Below are 19151 nucleotides of genomic sequence, written 5' to 3'. Positions count from 1 at the left end.
GCCACCGACCGAAAGGCCCTCTGTGTCCCCGACCTCCGCCCGCATCATCGCGGTCGACACCTACGACATCCGCTTCCCCACCTCGCGCGAGCTCGACGGCTCCGACGCGATGAACCCGGACCCCGACTACTCGGCCGCGTACGTCGTCCTGCGCACCGACGCCGGGGACGGGCTGGAGGGGCACGGATTCACCTTCACCATCGGGCGGGGCAACGAGGTCCAGGTCGCCGCGATCGAGGCGCTGCGCGGGCATGTCGTCGGCCGGTCCGTCGACGAACTGTGCGCCGACCCGGGGACCCTGAACCGCGACCTGATCGGCGACAGCCAGCTGCGCTGGCTCGGCCCCGAGAAGGGCGTGATGCACATGGCGATCGGCGCGGTCATGAACACCGTGTGGGACCTGGCCGCCAAGCGAGCCGACAAGCCGCTGTGGCGGCTCCTCGCCGACGGCGACCCCGAGTGGATCGTCCGCCAGATCGACTTCCGGTACATCACCGACGCGCTCACGCCCGAGGAGGCGCTGACGATCCTGCGCCGGGGCCGGGAGGGCTCGGAAGAGCGCACAGCCCGGCTCCTGGAGCGCGGATACCCCGCCTACACCACCTCCGCCGGCTGGCTCGGCTACGACGACGACAAACTCACCCGCCTCGCCGCCGAGGCCGTCGCCGACGGCTTCCGGCAGATCAAGCTGAAGGTCGGCGCGGATTTGGAGGACGACGTACGGCGCTGCCGTGTCGCCCGCTCGGTCGTCGGGCCGGACATCCGCATGGCGATCGACGCCAACCAGCGCTGGGACGTCGACGAGGCAATCCGCTGGACCAAGGCCCTCGCCGAGTTCGACCCGTACTGGATCGAGGAGCCCACCAGCCCCGACGACGTCCTCGGCCACGCGGCCGTCCGCGAGGCCGTCGCTCCGGTGAAGGTGGCCACTGGCGAGCACGTGCAGAACCGGGTCGTCTTCAAGCAGCTCCTCCAGGCCGGGGCGATCGACGTCCTCCAGATCGACGCGGCCCGCGTGGGCGGCGTCAACGAGAACCTCGCGATCCTGCTGCTCGCCGCCAAGTTCGGCGTGCCGGTGTGCCCGCACGCGGGCGGCGTCGGGCTGTGCGAACTCGTCCAGCACCTGTCGATGTTCGACTGTGTGGCGGTCACCGGCACTACCGAAGACCGTGTCATCGAGTACGTCGACCATCTGCACGACCACTTCCTCGATCCGGTGGTGATCAGGGAAGGTCACTACACGGCACCCGTCGCACCGGGCTTCTCGGCTGCCATGCGGCCCGAGTCGATCGCGCGGTACACGTTCCCCGGCGGTACCTTCTGGGCCGCCGACCTCGACGAGCGGAAGCAGAAGGGGCAGGCTGCATGAGCGACTTCGAGGGCCTCAAGGCCCTGGTGACGGGCGGCGCCTCCGGCATCGGCCGGGCCACCGCGGAACTCCTGGCCGAGCGCGGCGCCCAGGTCGCCGTGCTCGACCTCGACCCGTCGTCGGTGGAGAAGCCGCTGCTCGCCTTCCGCGCCGACGTCACCGACGACGCCTCCGTACGCGAGGCTGTGGCGGCCGCGGTCGCCGACCTCGCCGGACTGGACGTGGTGATCAACAATGCCGGCATCGGCGCCCAGGGCACCGTCGAGGACAACGACGACGCCGAGTGGCACCGGGTCCTCGACGTCAACGTCGTCGGCATGGTGCGGGTGGCCCGCGCCGCCCTGCCGCACCTGCGCGCGTCGTCGCACGCGGCGATCGTCAACACCTGCTCCATCGCGGCCACCGCCGGGCTCCCGCAGCGGGCGCTGTACAGCGCGACCAAGGGCGCGGTCCACTCGCTCACCCTCGCCATGGCCGCCGACCACGTCCGCGAGGGCATCCGCGTCAACTGCGTCAACCCCGGCACGGTGGACACTCCCTGGGTCGGCCGCCTGCTCGACGCCGCCGACGACCCGGCCGCCGAACGCGCCGCTCTGGAGGCCCGCCAGCCCACGGGCCGCCTCGTCTCGGCCGCCGAAGTCGCGGGCGCCATCGCCTACCTGGCGAGCCCGCTCTCCGGGGCCACGACCGGCACCGCCCTCGCCGTCGACGGCGGAATGCAGGGCCTGCGGCTGCGGCCGGTGGGCCGGTGAAGCGGCTCGGCGGCAGCGCCGTCCAGGTCAGCGAACTGGCCTTCGGCGCCGGGAGCATCGGCAACCTCTACACCGAGGTGGGCGAGCAGCAGGCGTACGAGGCGGTGGACGCCGCCTGGCAGCGCGGCATCCGCTACTTCGACACCGCGCCGCACTACGGCCTCGGCCTGTCCGAACGCCGCCTGGGCGCGGCCCTGCGCGAACGCCCCCGCGCGCAGTACACGATCTCGACAAAGGTGGGCCGCCGCCTGGAGCCCTCGGACGGCACCGGCGACGACCTCGCCAACGGTTTCGCCGTCCCCGCCACGCACCGCCGCGTCTGGGACTTCAGCGAGGACGGCGTACGACGCACCCTGGAGGCCAGCCTGGAACGGCTCGGTCTCGACCGCGTCGACGTCGTCTACCTCCACGACCCCGACGACCACGCCGAGTGGGCCTTCCGGGAGGGCTACCCGGCGCTGGAGAAGCTCCGCTCGGAGGGAGTCGTCGGCGCGATCGGCACCGGCATGAACCAGGCGGAGATGCTCACGCGCTTCGTGCACGACACCGACGTCGACGTGGTGCTGTGCGCCGGCCGTTACACGCTGCTCGACCAGGGGGCGTTCACCGAGCTGCTGCCCGCCGCCCAGGCACGCGGCACCTCCGTCGTGATCGGCGGCGCCTTCAACTCCGGCCTCCTGGCGGACCCGAAGCCGGGTGCGACGTACAACTACGCCACCGCGTCACCCGAGTTGCTGCACCGCGCCCTGCGCCTGAAGTCCGTCGCCGACCGCCACGGCACCACCCTGCGCGCCGCAGCCCTGGCCTTCTGCGCCGCCCACCCGGCGGTCGCGAGCGTCGTCGTCGGCGCCCGCTCGGCGCACGAAGTCGTCGACTGTGCCCACCAGTTCGCGGCCCCCGTGCCCGCCGCCCTCTGGCAGGAGCTGCGCGACACCGGTCTCCTGCCGCCCGACGCCCCCGTCCCCGCCGAGGAGCCGTGATGAGAGTCGCCCTGCACACCAAGGTCCGCGCGGACCGCGTCGCCGAGTACGAGGCCGCCCACCGCGAGGTCCCGAAGGAGCTCACGGACGCCATCCGGGCCGCCGGTGCCTCTTCCTGGACGATCTGGCGCAGCGGCACCGACCTCTTCCACGTCCTGGAGTGCGAGGACTACGGCCGCCTCCTCGCCGAGCTGGAGAAACTGCCGGTGAACGTGGCCTGGCAGGCCCGCATGGCCGAGCTGCTCGACGTGGTGCACGACTACTCCAGCGAGGGCGCGGACGCCGGCCTGCCCGTCGTATGGGAGCTGCCGTGACGGTCGTCGACGCCCATCACCATGTGTGGGACCTCTCCGTCCGGGACCAGGACTGGATCACCGGCCCGGACCTCCAGCCGCTCCGGCGGAACTTCACCATCGCCGACCTGGCCCCCGAGGCACGGCAGGCCGGAGTCGACCGTACGGTCCTCGTCCAGACGATCACTGTGCCCGAGGAGACCCCGGAGTTCCTGGCCCTCGCCGCCGAGCACGACCTGATCGCCGGTGTCGTCGGCTGGACCGACCTCACCCGCCCGGACGTCGCCGAGGAACTGGCCCGGCTGCGGGAGCTGCCCGGAGGGCAGTACCTGAAGGGCATCCGCCACCAGGTGCAGGGCGAGCCCGACCCGGAGTGGCTGCTGCGTGCGGAGGTACGACGCGGACTGGCCGCCGTCGCGGACACGGGGCTGGTCTACGACCTGGTCGTCCTGCCGGACCAGCTGCCGGCCTGCGTCAAGGCGGCCGAGGCGCTGCCGCAGCTCACCTTCGTTCTCGATCACCTGGGCAAGCCGCCCATCGCCTCCGGCGAGCGAGAACCCTGGGAGACCGCCGTCCGCTCTCTGGCCGCCCTCTCCAACACTGTCTGCAAGTTCTCCGGCATGGTCACCGAGGCGGACCTCGCCTCCTGGACGGTCGACGACCTGCGCCCGTACGCCGACGTGGTGCTGGACGCCTTCGGCCCGGACCGGCTGATGTTCGGCTCCGACTGGCCGGTGTGCACTCTGGCGGCGTCGTACGGTCAGGTGCTCGCCACGGCGGAGGAGTTGCTCGGCCCGTTCGATCGCACACGGATCTTCGAAACCACCGCCACCCGCATCTACGACCTCTGAGCCACCTCCGCCAGCCGGGTCGGCGGCAGATACTCCCGCACATACGTCCGCTCCCAGCACGCACCCGTCTCCCGCAGCTCCCGCCAGGTGGTGTAGCGGTAACGGAAGAGACGGGCGCGGACGAACCGCGGGGGCTCGTCGGGCGGGAAGGGCGAGCGGCGCAGCAGCTTCAGCGTGTCCCGGTCGTTCTCCAGCAGCCGCTCCACCAGCGCGCCGAACCACGAGCCGGCGTACGCGGGCGACAGCGCGGCGAACCACATCATCCAGTCCAGCCGCAGATGGTACGGCGCGAACTGGCGCGGCCAGTGCCGGGGATCACCGGGCTTGCCCTTGAACTCGTACTCCCGCCAGTCGGAGTCCTCGTGCGGTACGGCGTCGGTGGTGCCCTCGATCACCACCTCGTACCGCACCCGGCTGACGCTGCCGAACGCGCCGTAGGTGTTCACCAGGTGGAGCGGGTCGAAGGAGCGGTTCATGATCTGGCGGCGGGAGATCATGTTGCGGACCGGCTGATAGCTGAGGAACGCGATCAGCGCGGCGACCGCGAGGACCACGACGATGTACCAGAGGGGAGCGCCGGGCACCGCCGGCGGGTCGGTCGGGAACTGCACCACGGACAGGGCCAGCACGATGGTGATCCAGTTCAGCCAGGAGAAGTTGCCCGACAGGACCAGCCACAGCTGCGTGACGATCATCAGCGAGGCGGCGGCGGTGGCGACCGGCTGCGGGGTGAACAGCAGAACGGGCACCACGAGCTGGGTGGCATGGTTGGCGGCCACCTCCACCCGGTGCAGCGGGCGCGGCAGATGGTGGAAGAACCAGCTCAGCGGGCCCGGCATCGGCTGGGTTTCGTGGTGGTAGTCCAGGCACGTCAGCTTCCGCCAGCACGCGTCGCCGCGCAGCTTGATCAGACCCGCGCCGAACTCCACCCGGAACAGGATCCAGCGCAGCAGGAACAGCACCACGATCGGTGGCGCCACCTCGTCGTTGCCGAGGAACACGGCGAGAAAGCCGACCTCCAGCAGCAGGGACTCCCAGCCGAACCCGTACCAGGTCTGGCCGACGTTGACGATCGACAGATACAGCGCCCACGGCACCAGCCACAGCAGCATGCCGCCCCACAACGGCAGCAGCGAGTCCAGGCCGGCCAGCAGCGCCGCCGACACCGCACAGCCCGACCAGGCGCACACCGCGAAGAAACGGTCGGAGTAGTGGAGTTGGAAGAGGCTCGGCGCCCGCTTGAACGGCACGTACTCGACGAACCGCGGCACCGGCAGCATCCCGCGGGCACCCATCAGCGCCCGGAACTGCAGGGCCGCCGTCAGGAACGCGACCAGGTACACGCCGGCCAGAGCCCGCTGGAAGACCAGCCGGCTCAGCCAGTAGTCGGGTGCGGTGAACCAGTCCACGCGTGCGCTCCTCTCTTCCATTCTGGCGTCGGCACCTGTCGCTCCGGCCGGTTCGTCGCTCTCTGCGTCCGCCCGCTCTGTTTGCGTGACCCCAGGAGAGTGAAGCAGATGGTTCTGACAGTCCGGCCGATTCACTCGAAAGCCGACCCGGTCGAAGAATCGGTCGAATACTGGCAAAGTGGGCGCATGGCTGATCGGGGAGCGAGCGCCCTGTCTCTCCCGGACGACTGGCCCGCCCACCCGGACCCGATCCTGGCGCTCAACCAGATGGGCAGCTTCGACTGGGACCTGGACACCGGTCTGTTCCACATGGACCCCCAGGCCCACGAGGTCTTCGACCTGCGCCCCGAGGAATACGACGGCCGCCCGGAGTCCCTGGGCGTCCGGGTTCCGCGCTCCGAAGGCCGACGACTCGACACCCTGGTCGCCCAGGCCATCAAGGACGGCAGCGAGAACTACGGCGCCTATTTCCGCCTCCGCCGCCGCGACGGCACCCTGCGCTGGACCCACACCCAGGGCTACATCCGGCGCGACGAGACGGGCCGGCCGCGCCGGATCATCGGCATCGTCCGGGACGCCACCCAGGAACTCGGCGAGTTCGCGGCGCGCTGCGGGCAGGCCGGCCAGGACCACGCCCGGCGCGATCAGACCGACGTCGTGGAGTTCACCACGGCCGCCCTCGCGCACGCCCGTACCGTCCAGGACGTCATCGACGTCCTCAAGGACACCCACGGCGTCACCCACCTCGGCGCGACCAGTCTGGTCATGGGCCTGGTGGAGGCCGGACGCATCCGGCTGGTCGCCGAGGGGCCCGAGGGCAGCTTCGTGCCCGGCACGCTGATCACCCGGATCGACGAGCCCTACCCGATGAGCGAGGTCGTGCGCACCCTCAGCCCCCGCTTCATCGAGTCCCCCGAGGAGTTCGCCGAGGGCTACCCCATCCTGTGGCCGCACATCACCGACCTCGAGATCACCTCGGCCGCCTATCTGCCGCTCATCGTCCAGGCCCAGCCCATCGGTGCGATGGGCCTGCTCTACAACGACCGCCGCGGCTTCACCCCCGAGGAACGCAACATCCTGGTCGCGCTCGGCAGCAGCATCGCGCAGAGCCTGCAGCGGGCGATGTTCTACGAGCAGGAGAAGGACCTGGCCAGCGGTCTCCAGCAGGCCATGCTGCCGCGCACCATCCCCAGCGTGCGGGGCGCCGACGTCGCGGTCCGCTACCGGGCCGGTGGTGCCGGGGGCTCCCTCGGCCGGGACATCGGCGGCGACTGGTACGACCTGATCCCGCTCCCCGGCGGCCGGGTCGGCGCCGTCATCGGCGACGTCCAGGGCCACGACATACACGCCGCCGCCGTCATGGGCCAGCTGCGCATCGTCCTGCGAGCCTACGCCGCCGAGGGGCACACGCCCGCCACGGTGATGGCCCGCGCCTCCGTCTTCCTCCACGAACTGGACACCGACCGCTTCGCGACCTGCCTGTACGCGGAGGCCGACCTGGCCACCGGCGTGGTCCAGGTGGTCCGGGCCGGCCACATCGACCCGCTGATCCGGGCCCCGGACGGCAGCTGCCGCCGCGTGCCCGTCGTGGGCGGCCTGCCGCTCGGCCTGTCCGCCGAGTTCGGGTGCCTCGAGTACCCCGTCGGCACCGTCGAGCTCGACCCCGGCCACACCCTGCTGCTCTGCACCGACGGCCTGGTCGAAGAGCCCGGCGCCGACCTCGACGACGGCATGCAGACCCTCACCGCGCTGGTCGCCTCCGGCCCCCAGGACGTGTGGAAACTCGCCGCCCTGCTCATCGACGTGGCCGAGGAACGCGGCGGCGAGGACGACGTCGCGCTGCTCCTGCTGCGCCGCCGCGGCCTGGACGCCTCCCAGGTCGGCGGCCGGCTCCAGCAGCACGTGGCCCCCGGCGACCCGGAGGCCCTCACCGAGGCCCGGCACATGATCCGCGCCGCGGTCGGCGCCTGGGGTGCCGCCGACCGCTCCGACGAGGTCGAACTCGTCGCCGACGAGCTGATGACCAACGCCCTGATGCACACCGAGGGCGCCGCGATCGTCACCCTGCGGGTCCTGTCCGGCGCCGACCGCCGGCTGCGCGTCGAGGTCGAGGACTCCTCCAGCGCCCTGCCGCGCCGCCGCGAGGCGACCCACTTCTGCGTCTCCGGACGCGGCCTGCTCCTCGTCGAGGTGCTCACCGACGTGTGGGGCGTGGAGGCGCGTGGTGGCGGCAAGTGCGTGTGGGCCGAGTTCGTGGTGCCGGAACGTCGCTGAATCCCCCTGGCACTGTCGGTCCCGGATGGCACTCTGAACGTATGCCGGAACTGCCCGAGGTCGAAGCGCTCAAGGACTTCCTGACCGACCACCTCGTCGGTCACGAGATCGTGCGCGTGCTGCCGGTCGCGATCAATGTGCTCAAGACGTACGACCCGCCCCTCGCCGCCGTCGAGGGCCACGAGGTCGCCGCCGTGCACCGCTACGGCAAGTTCCTCGACGTCGAGACGGACGGCGGCCCGCACTTCGTGACCCATCTCGCCCGTGCGGGCTGGCTCCACTGGAAGGACCGCCTCCCGGACGGCCCGCCCCGCCCCGGCAAGGGCCCACTGGCGCTGCGCGTCGCGCTGGAGACCGGTGCCGGCTTCGACCTGACCGAGGCCGGCACCCAGAAACGGCTCGCGGTGTACGTCGTCCGGGACCCGCAGGAGGTGCCCGGCGTGGCCCGGCTCGGCCCGGACCCGCTCGCCGACGACTTCGACGAGGCCCGGTTCACCGCGCTGCTGCAGGGCGAACGCCGACAGCTCAAGGGCGCCCTGCGCGACCAGAGCCTCATCGCCGGAGTCGGCAACGCCTACAGCGACGAGATCCTGCACGCCGCGAAGATGTCCCCGTTCAAGCTCGCCGCCTCCCTGACACCCGAGGAGACCCGAAGACTGTACGAGGCCCTGCGCACGACACTCACGGAAGCCGTCGAACGCTCCGGGGGCCTGGCGGCCGGACGCCTCAAGGCCGAGAAGAAGAGCGGCCTGCGCATCCACGGCCGGACCGGCGAGCCCTGCCCGGTGTGCGGCGACACGATCCGGGAGGTCTCCTTCAGCGACTCCTCGCTCCAGTACTGCCCAACCTGCCAGACGGGCGGCAAACCACTGGCAGACCGCAGAATGTCCCGCCTGCTCAAGTGACGGGCGCCCCGAAGGGGCGCGGGGCTGTATCGACATGCGGCTCCGCCGCGTGGGCGCGACCAGCCACGACGCACCCGCAGATGGCGTACCGGCGTTCCAGCGGAGCGCCTAGCGCGAGTCGACCGTCACCAGCCGCTCCCCGGCCTTCGTGCGCACCTCGTACCGCGCGATCTGGTCGGGATGCAGGGCCGCCGCGCCCTGCAACGTGTTCGGGCGGGCGTCATGGTGGGGCGCGGTCCAGTTGGTCACCGTCTCCTCCGAGCCGTCATGGCCGATGGCGACCAGTCGGCAGGCCCGGGGACCCGCCGCATCCTTGACCTCCACCACCACCTGGCTGCCCCAGACCTCGTTCTCGGTCGTGACCTGCGCCCACACCCCGGTGCGCTCGTCGGTCGCCGACACGCGCACCGCCCGGTCGCCGCCCTCCGTCACGATCGCGATCCCGGGCCCGGCCACGGCGCACACCACCGCGGCGGCCACGGCGAACAGCATCCGTCGACGCCCCGCCCGGTGCCGCGCCGCGACCTCGCCGAGGAGCCGGTCCAGCAGCCGCGGGCCGGGTCCGGCCATGGGGTGCACCGAGCGCGGCGTCGCCCGCCGGTAGAGCATCAACTGCCGTGCCGTAGGCCCGAATTCGGTGACGTGCGCAGTGCATCGAGGGCACTCCATGAGGTGGTCCTCGAAACGGAAGGCGTCCGCCTCGTCCAGCACGCCGAGCGCGTACGCGCCGACGTCGCGATGCCTCTCCAGGGACCTCATGCCGAATCCTCGTGATTCTCGTGCCGGTGGGTGTGGGTGGGGTTACTCCTTGCTCCCACCGGTACGCACCAAGCAGCCGAATCACTCAAGCCCCGTACAGAATCGCAACCAAGGAGTTCGGAGCGGCCCGGCCCGAGGATTGGTCGGATTCCGAGGAATCCAGAGGAATCTAGAAGAGATGGATGGCGAGGTGCCCCAGCGGCAGCCCCAGCTGCCACGCCGGCGTCCACACCTTCGGCCCGTCGTCCTCGCCCACCACGGCACCGCCGCCCGGGACCGCGTTCAGGTCGGGGGCGAGCAGCTCGGTCTCCTGCAGCCAGCGCCAGGCCGCCTGTGCCAGTTCCAGGTCCGGCGCGGGGCCGCCCGCCCGGGCCGCCTCGGCGGCGAGTTCGGCCATGCGCTCGCGCACCCAGTCCTGCCACGGCTGGTCGTACGCCGTCAGCGACAGCCAGGTCTCCAGCTGGGAGACGACCCGGATGCCGGAGAGCTCGCCCTCCGTGTCGGACAGGAAGATGGTCAGCGCCAGGGCGTCCCGCCCTGCGCGGAACTCGAAGGACGTCGGCGGCATGAGATCGCCGGTCCGCAGCAGTTCGTCGGCGATGTACTCGGCGTACAACCAGGCCATGGGGACGGTCAGTTCACCGCCACCGGTGCCGTCCGTACTCTGGTGACCTCTGTGCTGCATCCCTTCCTGCCTTCCTCCGGTGCGTGCGCGTCGCCCGACCCCGGGCCGGTGGCCCGTGGCCCCATCCGGAACACGGATGAGGACAGCCGATTACTCAACCGGGGTCCTCAGCAAGGCGCTTTACGGAGGTTTGACTCGGCAGTCGGTTTCACCGCAGGTCGGCCGCGTATCCCGGAAGCACCCGGCGCAGGGCGCGCAGCGCGTAGTACGCGCGGGACTTCACGGTACCGGGCGGGATTCCCAGGGTTGCCGCCGCTTCCGCCACACTGGCCCCCTGGAAGTACACGAGCACCAGAACTTCACGGTGCTCCGGAGTGAGTGTCTTCACAGCCTCGCGTACGTCGACGGTCGCGGCCGACCGCTCGGCGTGGTCGGCGATCACCCGCGCGCTCTCCAGGACCGCGTCGCCGACCTCCGGCGGACGTGCCTGCCGGGCCCGCCGCGCGTCGATCGCGAGCCGTCGGCCCACGGTCAGCAGCCAGGGCCGTACGGACTCGAAGGCGTCGGCGCGCAGCGCCTCGGGGTGCTGCCAGGCGCGTACCAGGGTCTCCTGGACGAGGTCCTCGGCGCGCTGCCGGTCGCCGTCGCACAGCCGGAGCAGCAGCGCGAAGAGCGGTCGGCCGTGCTCCCGCTGCAGTGCGGCGAGCTCGTGCTCGGCGGTCGTCCCGTTGGTGATGGTGGTTCCGGCCGTCATGCGCGTATGGGATCGCAGGGTGCGGTTCCGGGACAGGGCGCGCACACGCTGGTGCGGCGGACGGTCGAACGCGTCGGCGAACGGTACGACGAACGGTCCGCAACCGCCGGTCGCGCACACCGGACGGGTTAAAGGGAGCCCTGGGGCTGTTTGGCGCTGTGTTCAACTTCGTACTTATTAGTCCGTAAATGTGACCGCACTGGGGTGAGCTGATGATCGTACGCATCGCACGCAGACGACAGGTGGCCCTGGCCCTGACGGCCCTTCTCGCCGCGGGCGCCACCTGCCAGGCCCAGAACGAGAAGTCCTCCGGCCGGGCCGGCAGCCCGGCCTCCGCCGACTCCAGCGCATTCACCCTCGTCGCGTCCGGCGACGTCCTGCCGCACACGTCCGTCCTCGACCGGGCGCGCTTCGACGGGGGTGGGGTCAGCCACGACTTCCGGCCCATGCTGTCCGGGGTGGAGCCGGTCGTCTCCCAGGCAGACCTGGCGCTGTGTCACATGGAGGCCGTGTACGGCGTGGGAGGCGCCCACATCGGTCGGCCGGGCACGTTTCCGCCGGAGATCGCCGGAGGGCTCGCCGCGACCGGCTACGACGGCTGCTCCACCACCGTCACCCGCGGCACCGCCGACAGCGCCGAGGCCATCGGGCGCACCCTGGACGCCCTCGACCAGGCCGGCGTCCGGCACGCCGGGGCGGCGCGTACCGAGGCCGAGGCGCGCACGGTCACCATCCTGCCCGCGGGCCGGGCGATGGTCGCCCACCTCGCCTACACCAACGGCACCAACGGTCACCCGCTCCCGCGGCGGCCCTGGGCCGTCAGCCAGATCGACGAGGGCCGGATCCTCGCCGACGCCCGGGCGGCCCGGCAGGCCGGCGCCGACGTGGTCGTCGTGTCCCTGCACTGGGGCACCGAGTGGCAGGACGAACCGGACCGGCGGCAGCTGAGCCTGGCGGAGACCCTCACCGCCGCCAAGACCCGCGGCCGCCCCGACATCGACCTGATCCTCGGCACCCACGCCCATGTCCCGCAGGCGTACGAGAAGGTCAACGGCACCTGGGTGGTCTACGGGATGGGTGACCAGGTCACCGGCCAGATGCCCGACCGCCAGGGCGTCCCGGACCCCCGGGGCACCCAGTCCACCATCGGCCGCTTCACCTTCACGCCGCCCGCCCGGCCGGGGCAGCGCTGGCAGGTGACGAAGGCCGAGTTCATTCCGCAGCTGTACGACATCGACGCAGGCCGGGTGGTCAACATCAACGCCGCCCTCGCCCAGGGCGCCGACGTTGCCGCCGCGCGCGACCGCATCCAGCAGGTCGTGCTCAGCCGGGGTGCGGCGCAGGACGGGCTGGTGATGGGGGAGTAGCCGGTCAGTTCACGTCGACGTGATCGAACAGCTTCAGCATCTCGCCGAGCACCCGCAGGCACGCCGTCACCTCGGCGTCCGTCAGATCGCCGCCGACCTCCCGCAGGGTGCCGTGCTCGCGGGCGAGGACGGCGGTGATCGCCGCGCGGCCGTCGTCCGTGAGCCGGATCAGGGATGAGCGCTGGTGCGCCGGGTTGGGGCCCGGCCCATCTGCGGCACGGTCATCGGCCCCTGCTTGCCCAGCAGGTCCAGGACGGCCCGTACCCACACGGACAGGCCCTAGCGACCCGCCATTTCCGACTTCCGGTACGAGTACCCGAAGTAGATCACCAGCCCGAGCGCGAACCACACGGCGAAGCGCGCCCAGGTCTGCCACGCCAGGAACGTGATCAGCCAGATCGAGAAGACGATCCCCAGCGCCGGCACGAACGGCATCCACGGCGTACGGAAGGTGCGCGGCAGCTCCGGGTGCCGGTAGCGCAGCACGATCACCGCGGTGCACACCACCGCGAACGCCAACAGGATCCCGATGTTGGTCAGCTCGGCCGCCTCGCCGATCGGCAGGAACCCGGCGATCGCGGCCGACGCCACCCCGACGATCCACGTCACGCGGGTCGGCACGTGCCGCGTGGGGTGCGTCTTCGCGAACCACGGCGGCAGCAGCCCGTCCCGGGACATGCTGAACCACACCCGGGTGACGCCCAGCATGAACGTGAACATGACCGTCAGAATGCCGATGATCGCGCCCACCGCGATCACATCCGCCAGCCCGCCAAGCCCCACCGACTTGAACGCCGTCGAGAAGCCGCTCTCCGGGTCGATCTCCGTGTAGTTCTGCATGCCGGTCAGTACCAGGCACGCGGCCACGTACAGCACCATCGAGATCGCCAGTGAGTAGATGATCGCCTTCGGCATGTGCCGCTGCGCGTCCTTCGACTCCTCGGCCGCCGTCGACATCGCGTCGTATCCGAACACCGCGAAGAACACGGTCGCCGCGCCGGTGAACGCCCCGCCGATCCCGTACGGGAAGAACGGGTTGTAGTTGGACGCGTCGATGTGGAACACACCGACCGCGATCACCAGCAGCACCACCAGCACCTTCAGTGCCACCACGACCGTCTCGAAGCGCGCCGCGTTCTTGATGCCGAGGTTCAGCAGATACGCGATGAGCAGGCACAGCAGCGCCGCGAACAGGTCGATCCGGTGCCCGTCGCCGGTGCCGGGCGCGCCCAGCATCCAGTTCGGCAGGTCGGCGCCCATCTCGCCGATGAGGAAGCTGAAGTATCCCGAGATGCCGATCGCGACCACTGCCACGATCGCCGTGTACTCCAGCAGCAGGTCCCAGCCGATGAACCAGCCCGCGAGCTCGCCGAGCACCGCGTAGCCGTACGTGTAGGCGGAACCCGCCTTCGGAATGAGGCCCGCGAACTCGGCGTACGACAGTGCCGCCGCCGCGCTCGCGACGCCCGCGATGAGGAACGAGATGAGCACCGCCGGCCCCGCCGTGCCGTTGGCCACCGTGCCCGCGAGGGTGAAGATGCCCGCGCCGATGATGCCGCCGACGCCGATCGCGGTCAGTTGCCACAGGCCGAGGGATCGTTCGAGCTGGGTGCCCTCGACGACTTCCGTCTCCTCGATGTGCTCAATGGGTTTGCGGCGGAGAATCCCCTTGCCCATTTGGAGCCTGGCCATGCGCCTCACCTCTTCGCGATCGGCAACCGGCTGACCGCGGATCATGATGGCTCAGCCACGTCCCCGAAGGAAGACGCCACACACGCCCTACGGCACCACGGTCACTGGCCAGCGTCCCGCTTTCACCAGCTTCACCGCCACCGAGCCGACGAAGCGGTGACCGGCCTGCTCGGAGGCGCCCACCACGACCGCGTCCGCCTTCAGCTCGTCCGCCGCCTTGACCAGGCCGTTGTAGGGATCGCCACGGAAGGTGTGAAACTCCCAGCGCAGCTCGAATATCCCCTTCAGCCGCTCGGTGGCCTCCCGGATCTCCGTCACCAGGTTCTCGGCGATCGCGTCGGTCGTCGCCGCGACCGGCGCCCCGAGCGCCGCGCCGGCCGCCATGACCGGCTGGACGTACACGATGGCGAGCAGAGCCTTCTGCCTGCGGGCCAGGCCCGCGGCGTACGCCGTCGCCCGCATCGAGGTGTCCGAGCCGTCCACGCCGACCAGGATGACCTTCGGGCCGTCCGTGCCGCGCTCGAACTGGTGCGAGTGCTGTTCCGTCACGGCTCGAGGCTATCGGAAGCCGCAGGTCCGGACGCCGGGCGGGAGGCGACGGGGCGCCGCGGACGGGGTGTCATGGGCCGCACGGGTGTTTCCTGCCGCCGCTGCGGTGTTGCTGAGATGCGCCGGGCGTGGGCCGGGCGACTGATGAGTCATGAAGAAGGATCAGATGCTCACGCGGCGCAGGGTGGTGCTGGGCGGCGCAGCCGCACTGGGCGCGGCCGGAACGGCCCGTCTGCTTGCCCTGGGCACCGACAGCGACCCGGTCACACCGCTTGCCCCCGCGGCGGGTCCTCCGGCGCGCCGCCCGCTCAAGCCCTCCGCCCACCGCCTCCAGCCTCTCGCTGGATACGGCCCTCCGGCCGCCTCCGGCCGGACCCCGGTACGCAGTGAACCCCTCCTGCGGGTGACCGGAATCGGCCGCACCATGGTGCTGACCTTCGACGACGGCCCCGACCCGCACTACACCCCGGACATCCTGAGCACCCTGCGGACCTACGACGTCCGCGCCATGTTCTTCGTGTGCGGCGAGATGGTCGTCCACAACAAGGACCTGCTCGCCGAGATGGCCGAAGAGGGGCACGTCGTCGGCAACCACACCTGGTCCCACCCCCTGCTGACCGGGCTGACCCGTGGCCGGATCCGCTCCGAGATGGAGCGCACCAGCGAGATCATCGAGGAGGCGTACGGCGAGCGGCCCCGCTGGTTCCGCGCCCCCTACGGCGCCTGGAACCGGGCGGTCTTCCAACTCGGCGCCGAACTGGGCATGGAACCCCTCGCCTGGACCGTCGACTCCCTCGACTGGATCGAACCCGGCACCCCCACCATTGTCGACCGGGTGCGAAACGGCGCCGGCCCCGGTGTCGTGGTGCTCTCGCACGACTCCGGCGGAGACCGCTCGCAGAGCGTGCGGGCGTTGCGCGACTATCTGCCGCAGCTGCTGGACGCCGGCTACCACATCACCGTGCCACGCCGGTACCAGGTGTGAGGGGCGCGCGCCCGCACCGTCGGGGCCCGGTCAGCGGACCTCGACCATGCGGGCGAAGGCGACCACGTTCCCGTCGTAGCCGTTCTGCTCGGAGAAACCGCCGCCGCAGGTGATGACCCGCAGCTCGGCTGTGCCCTTGGAACCGTAGACCCGGTCGCCGGGGAAGTTGTTCTTCTCGAACACCTCGATGCTGTAGATCTCGAAAACGGCGGTCCTTCTGTCCTGCCGGGTGACCTCCACCCGATTCCCCCGCTTCAGCGACCCGAGACCGTAGAACACGGCGGGCCCCTGGTGGTTGTCGACATGGCCGACGATCACCGCGGTGCCCTTTTCCCCGGGGGCGACGGCACCGGTGAACCAGCCCGCCAGATTGGTGTTCTCGGGCGGCGGCGCATCGACCCAGCCGGCCGCGTCCAGACCGACCGGCATCATGGGCGCGTTGACCTGGATGGCGGGAATCCGGACCCGGTCCGGCACGGAGTAGGGCAGCGGGGACGGGGCATTCGTGAAGGTGCCCGGGACGGTGTGGGTGTCCGAGGCCGCCGCCGACGCGGGCTGCGGCGGACCCACGTTGAACTCCCCCGAGCCGTTCCGGATGAGCGCGAGACCGGTCAGCAGGACAAGCGCTATCACGCCCCACGGGGCACGCTTCCTCGGCCGCACCTCCTCTTCGGCCGGCCCGAACTCGGAAACATACATTCGCCATCCCCTCTCGACGCGGCCGTCGCCACGTCATTTCGCGCATGGGAGAACGCTAAGTCCAGCGTGCGTCACAGGCGACGGGGCGGATACGAACGGGTGGCCCTGCGCGGCTTCCCGGTGCGCCATCCGAGTCGCCGCGAACAGGAATTTTTCGACGGCGCGTGACCTGCGGCAATATCCGATTGTGTGGTTTTCGCCCGGCGTGTCGCCTCACCAGGACGGACCATTGCCGAAATGCGGGTGCGTCCCCGGCAACTGAGGGTCTGTCTGGGAGACGCTTTCTCGCCGATCGACCGGGGACGGGTCCCGGGGCGTCTTCCGCGGAGGAAGACATGCGAACTCTACGTGCACTGGCGGCCTCTGCGGCTGCCGTCGCCGCCCTCGGGCTCGCCGCTCCCGCGGCCGTGGCCTGGGAAGACCCGAACGGCGGCGGGAACGGCGGCGGCTTTGGTGGGAACGGCGGCAACGGGGGCGGCAACGGCGGCGGCTTCGGGGGCAACGGGAACGGCGGCGGCAACGGCGGCGGCTTCGGGGGCAATGGGAACGGCGGCGGCAACGGCGGCGGATTCGGCGGTAATGGTGGCCATGGTGGGGGTGACGGCGGCGGATTCGGCGGTAACGGTGGCAATGGTGGGGGTGATGGGGGCGGCTTCGGCGGTAACGGGAACGGCGGCGGAAACGGAAACGGAAACGGCGGCGGCTTCGGCGGGAACGGCGGCGGCTTCGGAGGCAACGGCAACGGAAACGGCGGCGGTGGCTTCGGCGGTAATGGCGGTAATGGTGGCCATGGTGGGGGTGACGGCGGCGGCTTTGGCGGGAACGGCGGTAATGGTGGGGGGAACGGCGGCGGCTTCGGCGGGAACGGCGGTAATGGTGGGGGGAACGGCGGCGGCTTCGGCGGGAACGGCGGTAATGGCGGCGGCAACGGCGGGAAAGGTGGGGGGAACGGCGGCGGAAACGGCGGCGGCATCGGAGGCGGCAATGGCGGCGGCAACGCCGGTGGCAACGCCGGTGGCAACGGCGTCGTCTCCCCGAGGAATATCGTCGCCCTGCCCGGCGTGATCTCCCGAGGCGGCCAGCTGGCCGTCACGGTCAACGACTGCCCCAACGGCGGCACCATCACATCCCCTGCCTTCCCGACGACCAGGCTGCCGATCAACAGCGCCGGCGGGGCGTTGAGGGCCACCGCGATCATCAACAGCAACGCCCGCCCCGGAAGGTACGACATCACCGTCAACTGCTCCGGCAGGATCCTGACCCGCCCGGGCGCCTTCACCGTCCTCGGCGGTGTCCGCGGCGGCATCGGCGGCAGCAGCAGCGTCGGGGCGACGCCGACCGACATGGCCATCGGCGGCGGCATGGTGGCCTCGGCCGTCCTCGGCGGCGGGCTGCTCTGGGTGCGCCGCCGCTCGGAGCAGCAGAACTGAGGCCCGGCCGGCCCTCAGGCGCCTCTCATGTGCAAGGCCTTCGCCACGTATCCCGACGTCCCGACGGAATCCGTGGCGAAGGCCTCTGCGGTGGCGGCGAATGGATGCCGCGGTAGGGGCCTGTCAGCCGCGCTCGGCGTCGGGGAAGAGGCTGAGGAACGGCTCGGCCGAGGCTGTGATGCCACGGCTGTAGGGTGCGTCGAAGTCCCAGATCAGGAAGAGCAGGAAGGCGATCAGCGCGGAGAACAGGCCGGCGAGGATCAGCTCGCGTGGTGTGCGCCGGATCTGCAGGGCGAGGATCATCCCGATGGTGATCACGGCGCCGACGACGAGGCCGAACCAGACCACGCCCGGCATGGTCGGCGCGGTCGAGTCCGCGCGGGCGGCACGCGCCTGGTCCGCCGCGGCCACCTGGTCGAGGAGCGGCTGGTAGGCCTGGGCCTCGAAGTCCGACTTCGGCTGGTAGTCCGTCACGTCCGCGCGTACGCGGTCCAGGAGCTCGGTGCCGCGTTCGGTGACCTTGCCGTTGTCGGCCATCGCCTGCCACTCGGTGGTGACGACATGTCCTACATAGGCGTTGACATCGTCCCGGATGCGGTCACGGACGTCGGCGGGGTAGACCCGCACCCGCTCCGAGATCTCGTGCAGCGCCTGGGCCTCCGCCCGGACGTGCTCCTGGGCGACGCTGCGGGCCTCCCAGACACCGGCGATGGCCAGGCCCAGGACGATGGCGTAGACCACGCCGATCCACATCGTCATGTACTCGATGACGTCCGGCGTCTCGGAGGGATCCTCGTCCTCGGACGCCGATCGGTGGCGTAGGAGGGTGATGACGACCACCACGGCGCAGGCGGCCAGCATCGCGAGGGTGAGAACAAGCCATTCCGGCAACGGGTTCCTCCAGGGATCAACGCGGCCGCAGCGCGGCGACGGCGATCACCGCGGGCGCGGTGATGAGCAGGACGTAGGTGACCGGCGACCGGCCGTGGTGCGAGGGCCGGTTACGCGGCGGGGTGCGGTACTCCGGGTAGCTCACCGGGGTGACCGAGGGACGCGGAGTGGGCGACGGCTTCGGAGTAGGGGTCGGGGTCGGGGTCGGCCGCAGGGTGGGCGTCGGAGTCGGGGTGGGAGCGGCGGGCGGTGCGGGCAGGGGAGCCGGCGGAGAAGGCGGAGGCGGTGGCTCCGGCGTCGGTTTCGGTGGCGGCGGTGGCTCCGGAGGGGGCGACGGGGCCGGTTTCGGCGGCGGAGACGGGGTGGGTGTCGGTGTGGGCGACGGGCACATCGGGGGAGTGGGCCACGTGTGGCTCCCCGCCACCGCCACCGCCTCTGTGCCGCCGGGTCCGGTCGAGGCGTACGCACAGGCGTCGGCCGTCGCGGCACCGGCCGGGGCGCCGACGAGGACCCAGGCCAGTGTCACCAGGGCCAACACCCGTACGGCGACGGGCGAACGGGTCGGTT

At 71.2% G+C, this 19151-nt stretch carries 20 protein-coding genes and 1 pseudogene; 10 read left to right on the top strand and 11 right to left on the bottom strand.

Features of this window, described 5'->3' with window-relative positions:
• Positions 1 to 22 precede the first annotated feature (22 nt).
• Genes ACFVJQ_RS30960 through ACFVJQ_RS30940 form a run of 5 tightly spaced genes read left to right on the top strand, consistent with a single transcriptional unit; the run spans position 23 to position 4245 of the window.
• On the top strand, positions 23 to 1369 hold the full coding sequence (locus tag ACFVJQ_RS30960; RefSeq protein WP_385514383.1) for an L-fuconate dehydratase: 1347 nt from the start codon (positions 23 to 25) through the stop codon (positions 1367 to 1369).
• Positions 1366 to 2121: an SDR family NAD(P)-dependent oxidoreductase gene (locus ACFVJQ_RS30955; RefSeq protein ID WP_385788828.1), complete on the top strand. Its 756-nt coding sequence runs from the start codon at positions 1366 to 1368 to the stop codon at positions 2119 to 2121. The genes ACFVJQ_RS30960 and ACFVJQ_RS30955 overlap by 4 nt, the downstream gene beginning before the upstream one ends.
• Entirely contained in the window at positions 2118 to 3101 is a 984-nt protein-coding gene (locus ACFVJQ_RS30950; protein WP_385788826.1) for an aldo/keto reductase, read from the top strand. Before ACFVJQ_RS30955 ends, ACFVJQ_RS30950 begins: the two co-directional genes overlap by 4 nt.
• Positions 3101 to 3415, top strand: a complete 315-nt coding sequence (locus ACFVJQ_RS30945) for an L-rhamnose mutarotase (protein ID WP_385514386.1) — start codon at positions 3101 to 3103, stop codon at positions 3413 to 3415. Before ACFVJQ_RS30950 ends, ACFVJQ_RS30945 begins: the two co-directional genes overlap by 1 nt.
• Positions 3400 to 4245 (top strand): amidohydrolase family protein, encoded by an 846-nt coding sequence (locus ACFVJQ_RS30940; RefSeq protein WP_385788824.1) that lies wholly within the window; start codon positions 3400 to 3402, stop codon positions 4243 to 4245. The genes ACFVJQ_RS30945 and ACFVJQ_RS30940 overlap by 16 nt, the downstream gene beginning before the upstream one ends.
• Here the strand turns inward: ACFVJQ_RS30940 and ACFVJQ_RS30935 are convergent.
• On the bottom strand, positions 4233 to 5654 hold the full coding sequence (locus ACFVJQ_RS30935; protein WP_385788822.1) for a lipase maturation factor family protein: 1422 nt from the start codon (positions 5652 to 5654) through the stop codon (positions 4233 to 4235). The genes ACFVJQ_RS30940 and ACFVJQ_RS30935 overlap by 13 nt on opposite strands.
• A 186-nt stretch (positions 5655 to 5840) precedes the next feature.
• On the opposite strand from ACFVJQ_RS30935, the gene ACFVJQ_RS30930 reads away from it, so the two are divergent.
• Together ACFVJQ_RS30930 and ACFVJQ_RS30925 are read left to right on the top strand one after the other, a co-directional pair.
• Positions 5841 to 7928 carry a SpoIIE family protein phosphatase gene (locus ACFVJQ_RS30930; protein WP_385514389.1) on the top strand — a complete coding sequence of 696 codons (2088 nt, stop codon included), beginning with the start codon at positions 5841 to 5843 and terminating at the stop codon, positions 7926 to 7928.
• 41 nt (positions 7929 to 7969) lie between these two features.
• On the top strand, positions 7970 to 8833 hold the full coding sequence (locus ACFVJQ_RS30925) for an Fpg/Nei family DNA glycosylase (protein WP_385514390.1): 864 nt from the start codon (positions 7970 to 7972) through the stop codon (positions 8831 to 8833).
• A 108-nt stretch (positions 8834 to 8941) separates the two neighbouring features.
• Here the strand turns inward: ACFVJQ_RS30925 and ACFVJQ_RS30920 are convergent, their stop codons facing one another.
• The 3 genes from ACFVJQ_RS30920 to ACFVJQ_RS30910 form a co-directional block, all read right to left on the bottom strand.
• Positions 8942 to 9592 (bottom strand): zf-HC2 domain-containing protein, encoded by a 651-nt coding sequence (locus ACFVJQ_RS30920; protein WP_385514391.1) that lies wholly within the window; start codon positions 9590 to 9592, stop codon positions 8942 to 8944.
• A 169-nt stretch (positions 9593 to 9761) separates the two neighbouring features.
• A complete protein-coding gene (locus ACFVJQ_RS30915) occupies positions 9762 to 10277 on the bottom strand; it encodes a hypothetical protein (protein WP_224737877.1) in 516 nt (171 codons plus the stop codon).
• Between the two features lie 148 nt (positions 10278 to 10425).
• On the bottom strand, positions 10426 to 10971 hold the full coding sequence (locus ACFVJQ_RS30910; protein ID WP_129802655.1) for a sigma-70 family RNA polymerase sigma factor: 546 nt from the start codon (positions 10969 to 10971) through the stop codon (positions 10426 to 10428).
• A 212-nt stretch (positions 10972 to 11183) separates the two neighbouring features.
• Between ACFVJQ_RS30910 and ACFVJQ_RS30905 the strand changes: the two genes are divergently transcribed.
• The gene (locus ACFVJQ_RS30905) at positions 11184 to 12338 is read left to right on the top strand and encodes a CapA family protein (protein ID WP_385788819.1); all 1155 of its coding nucleotides are present in this window, start codon (positions 11184 to 11186) and stop codon (positions 12336 to 12338) included.
• Between the two features lie 4 nt (positions 12339 to 12342).
• Here ACFVJQ_RS30905 and ACFVJQ_RS30900 read toward each other — a convergent pair.
• The 3 genes and pseudogenes from ACFVJQ_RS30900 to ACFVJQ_RS30890 form a co-directional block, all read right to left on the bottom strand.
• Positions 12343 to 12617: pseudogene (locus tag ACFVJQ_RS30900) on the bottom strand (MarR family transcriptional regulator); the annotation flags it as partial.
• Complete coding sequence (locus ACFVJQ_RS30895; protein WP_385788817.1) at positions 12618 to 14030, bottom strand: amino acid permease; 1413 nt, start codon at positions 14028 to 14030, stop codon at positions 12618 to 12620.
• 87 nt (positions 14031 to 14117) lie between these two features.
• Positions 14118 to 14579 (bottom strand): universal stress protein, encoded by a 462-nt coding sequence (locus ACFVJQ_RS30890; RefSeq protein ID WP_129802660.1) that lies wholly within the window; start codon positions 14577 to 14579, stop codon positions 14118 to 14120.
• A 151-nt stretch (positions 14580 to 14730) separates the two neighbouring features.
• Between ACFVJQ_RS30890 and ACFVJQ_RS30885 the strand changes: the two genes are divergently transcribed.
• Complete coding sequence (locus ACFVJQ_RS30885; protein WP_385514395.1) at positions 14731 to 15564, top strand: polysaccharide deacetylase family protein; 834 nt, start codon at positions 14731 to 14733, stop codon at positions 15562 to 15564.
• Positions 15565 to 15594: 30 nt separating this feature from the next.
• Here ACFVJQ_RS30885 and ACFVJQ_RS30880 read toward each other — a convergent pair whose 3' ends face one another.
• Positions 15595 to 16263 carry a class F sortase gene (locus ACFVJQ_RS30880; protein WP_385514396.1) on the bottom strand — a complete coding sequence of 223 codons (669 nt, stop codon included), beginning with the start codon at positions 16261 to 16263 and terminating at the stop codon, positions 15595 to 15597.
• A gap of 335 nt (positions 16264 to 16598) precedes the next feature.
• Between ACFVJQ_RS30880 and ACFVJQ_RS30875 the strand changes: the two genes are divergently transcribed.
• Entirely contained in the window at positions 16599 to 17693 is a 1095-nt protein-coding gene (locus ACFVJQ_RS30875) for a hypothetical protein (protein ID WP_385788814.1), read from the top strand.
• A gap of 123 nt (positions 17694 to 17816) precedes the next feature.
• Here the strand turns inward: ACFVJQ_RS30875 and ACFVJQ_RS30870 are convergent, their stop codons facing one another.
• From ACFVJQ_RS30870 to ACFVJQ_RS30860, 3 genes are read right to left on the bottom strand one after another with little or no spacing between them, the layout of a single operon-like run.
• Positions 17817 to 18584 carry a DUF4239 domain-containing protein gene (locus tag ACFVJQ_RS30870; protein WP_385514399.1) on the bottom strand — a complete coding sequence of 256 codons (768 nt, stop codon included), beginning with the start codon at positions 18582 to 18584 and terminating at the stop codon, positions 17817 to 17819.
• Positions 18585 to 18600: 16 nt separating this feature from the next.
• Positions 18601 to 18729, bottom strand: a complete 129-nt coding sequence (locus ACFVJQ_RS30865) for a hypothetical protein (protein WP_385268248.1) — start codon at positions 18727 to 18729, stop codon at positions 18601 to 18603.
• On the bottom strand, positions 18695 to 18991 hold the full coding sequence (locus ACFVJQ_RS30860; RefSeq protein ID WP_385788812.1) for a hypothetical protein: 297 nt from the start codon (positions 18989 to 18991) through the stop codon (positions 18695 to 18697). The genes ACFVJQ_RS30865 and ACFVJQ_RS30860 overlap by 35 nt, the downstream gene beginning before the upstream one ends.
• Positions 18992 to 19151: the final 160 nt, after the last annotated feature.

Source organism: Streptomyces sp. NPDC127197 (assembly GCF_042672405.1).
Lineage (GTDB): Bacteria > Actinomycetota > Actinomycetes > Streptomycetales > Streptomycetaceae > Streptomyces > Streptomyces flavusporus.
This window is presented reverse-complemented; position numbering and strand designations above follow the sequence as displayed.

Excerpts from the sequence above, each read along its gene's own strand:
- ACFVJQ_RS30955 (WP_385788828.1), top strand. The coding sequence starts at position 1,366 with ATGAGCGACTTCGAGGGCCTCAAGGCCCTGGTGACGGGCGGCGCCTCC.
- ACFVJQ_RS30945 (WP_385514386.1), top strand. The coding sequence starts at position 3,101 with ATGAGAGTCGCCCTGCACACCAAGGTCCGCGCGGACCGCGTCGCCGAG.
- ACFVJQ_RS30940 (WP_385788824.1), top strand. The coding sequence starts at position 3,400 with ATGGGAGCTGCCGTGACGGTCGTCGACGCCCATCACCATGTGTGGGAC.
- ACFVJQ_RS30930 (WP_385514389.1), top strand. The coding sequence starts at position 5,841 with ATGGCTGATCGGGGAGCGAGCGCCCTGTCTCTCCCGGACGACTGGCCC.
- ACFVJQ_RS30925 (WP_385514390.1), top strand. The coding sequence starts at position 7,970 with ATGCCGGAACTGCCCGAGGTCGAAGCGCTCAAGGACTTCCTGACCGAC.
- ACFVJQ_RS30920 (WP_385514391.1), bottom strand. The coding sequence starts at position 9,592 with ATGAGGTCCCTGGAGAGGCATCGCGACGTCGGCGCGTACGCGCTCGGC.
- ACFVJQ_RS30915 (WP_224737877.1), bottom strand. The coding sequence starts at position 10,277 with ATGCAGCACAGAGGTCACCAGAGTACGGACGGCACCGGTGGCGGTGAA.
- ACFVJQ_RS30910 (WP_129802655.1), bottom strand. The coding sequence starts at position 10,971 with ATGACGGCCGGAACCACCATCACCAACGGGACGACCGCCGAGCACGAG.
- ACFVJQ_RS30905 (WP_385788819.1), top strand. The coding sequence starts at position 11,184 with ATGATCGTACGCATCGCACGCAGACGACAGGTGGCCCTGGCCCTGACG.
- ACFVJQ_RS30895 (WP_385788817.1), bottom strand. The coding sequence starts at position 14,030 with ATGGCCAGGCTCCAAATGGGCAAGGGGATTCTCCGCCGCAAACCCATT.
- ACFVJQ_RS30885 (WP_385514395.1), top strand. The coding sequence starts at position 14,731 with ATGAAGAAGGATCAGATGCTCACGCGGCGCAGGGTGGTGCTGGGCGGC.
- ACFVJQ_RS30880 (WP_385514396.1), bottom strand. The coding sequence starts at position 16,263 with ATGTATGTTTCCGAGTTCGGGCCGGCCGAAGAGGAGGTGCGGCCGAGG.
- ACFVJQ_RS30875 (WP_385788814.1), top strand. The coding sequence starts at position 16,599 with ATGCGAACTCTACGTGCACTGGCGGCCTCTGCGGCTGCCGTCGCCGCC.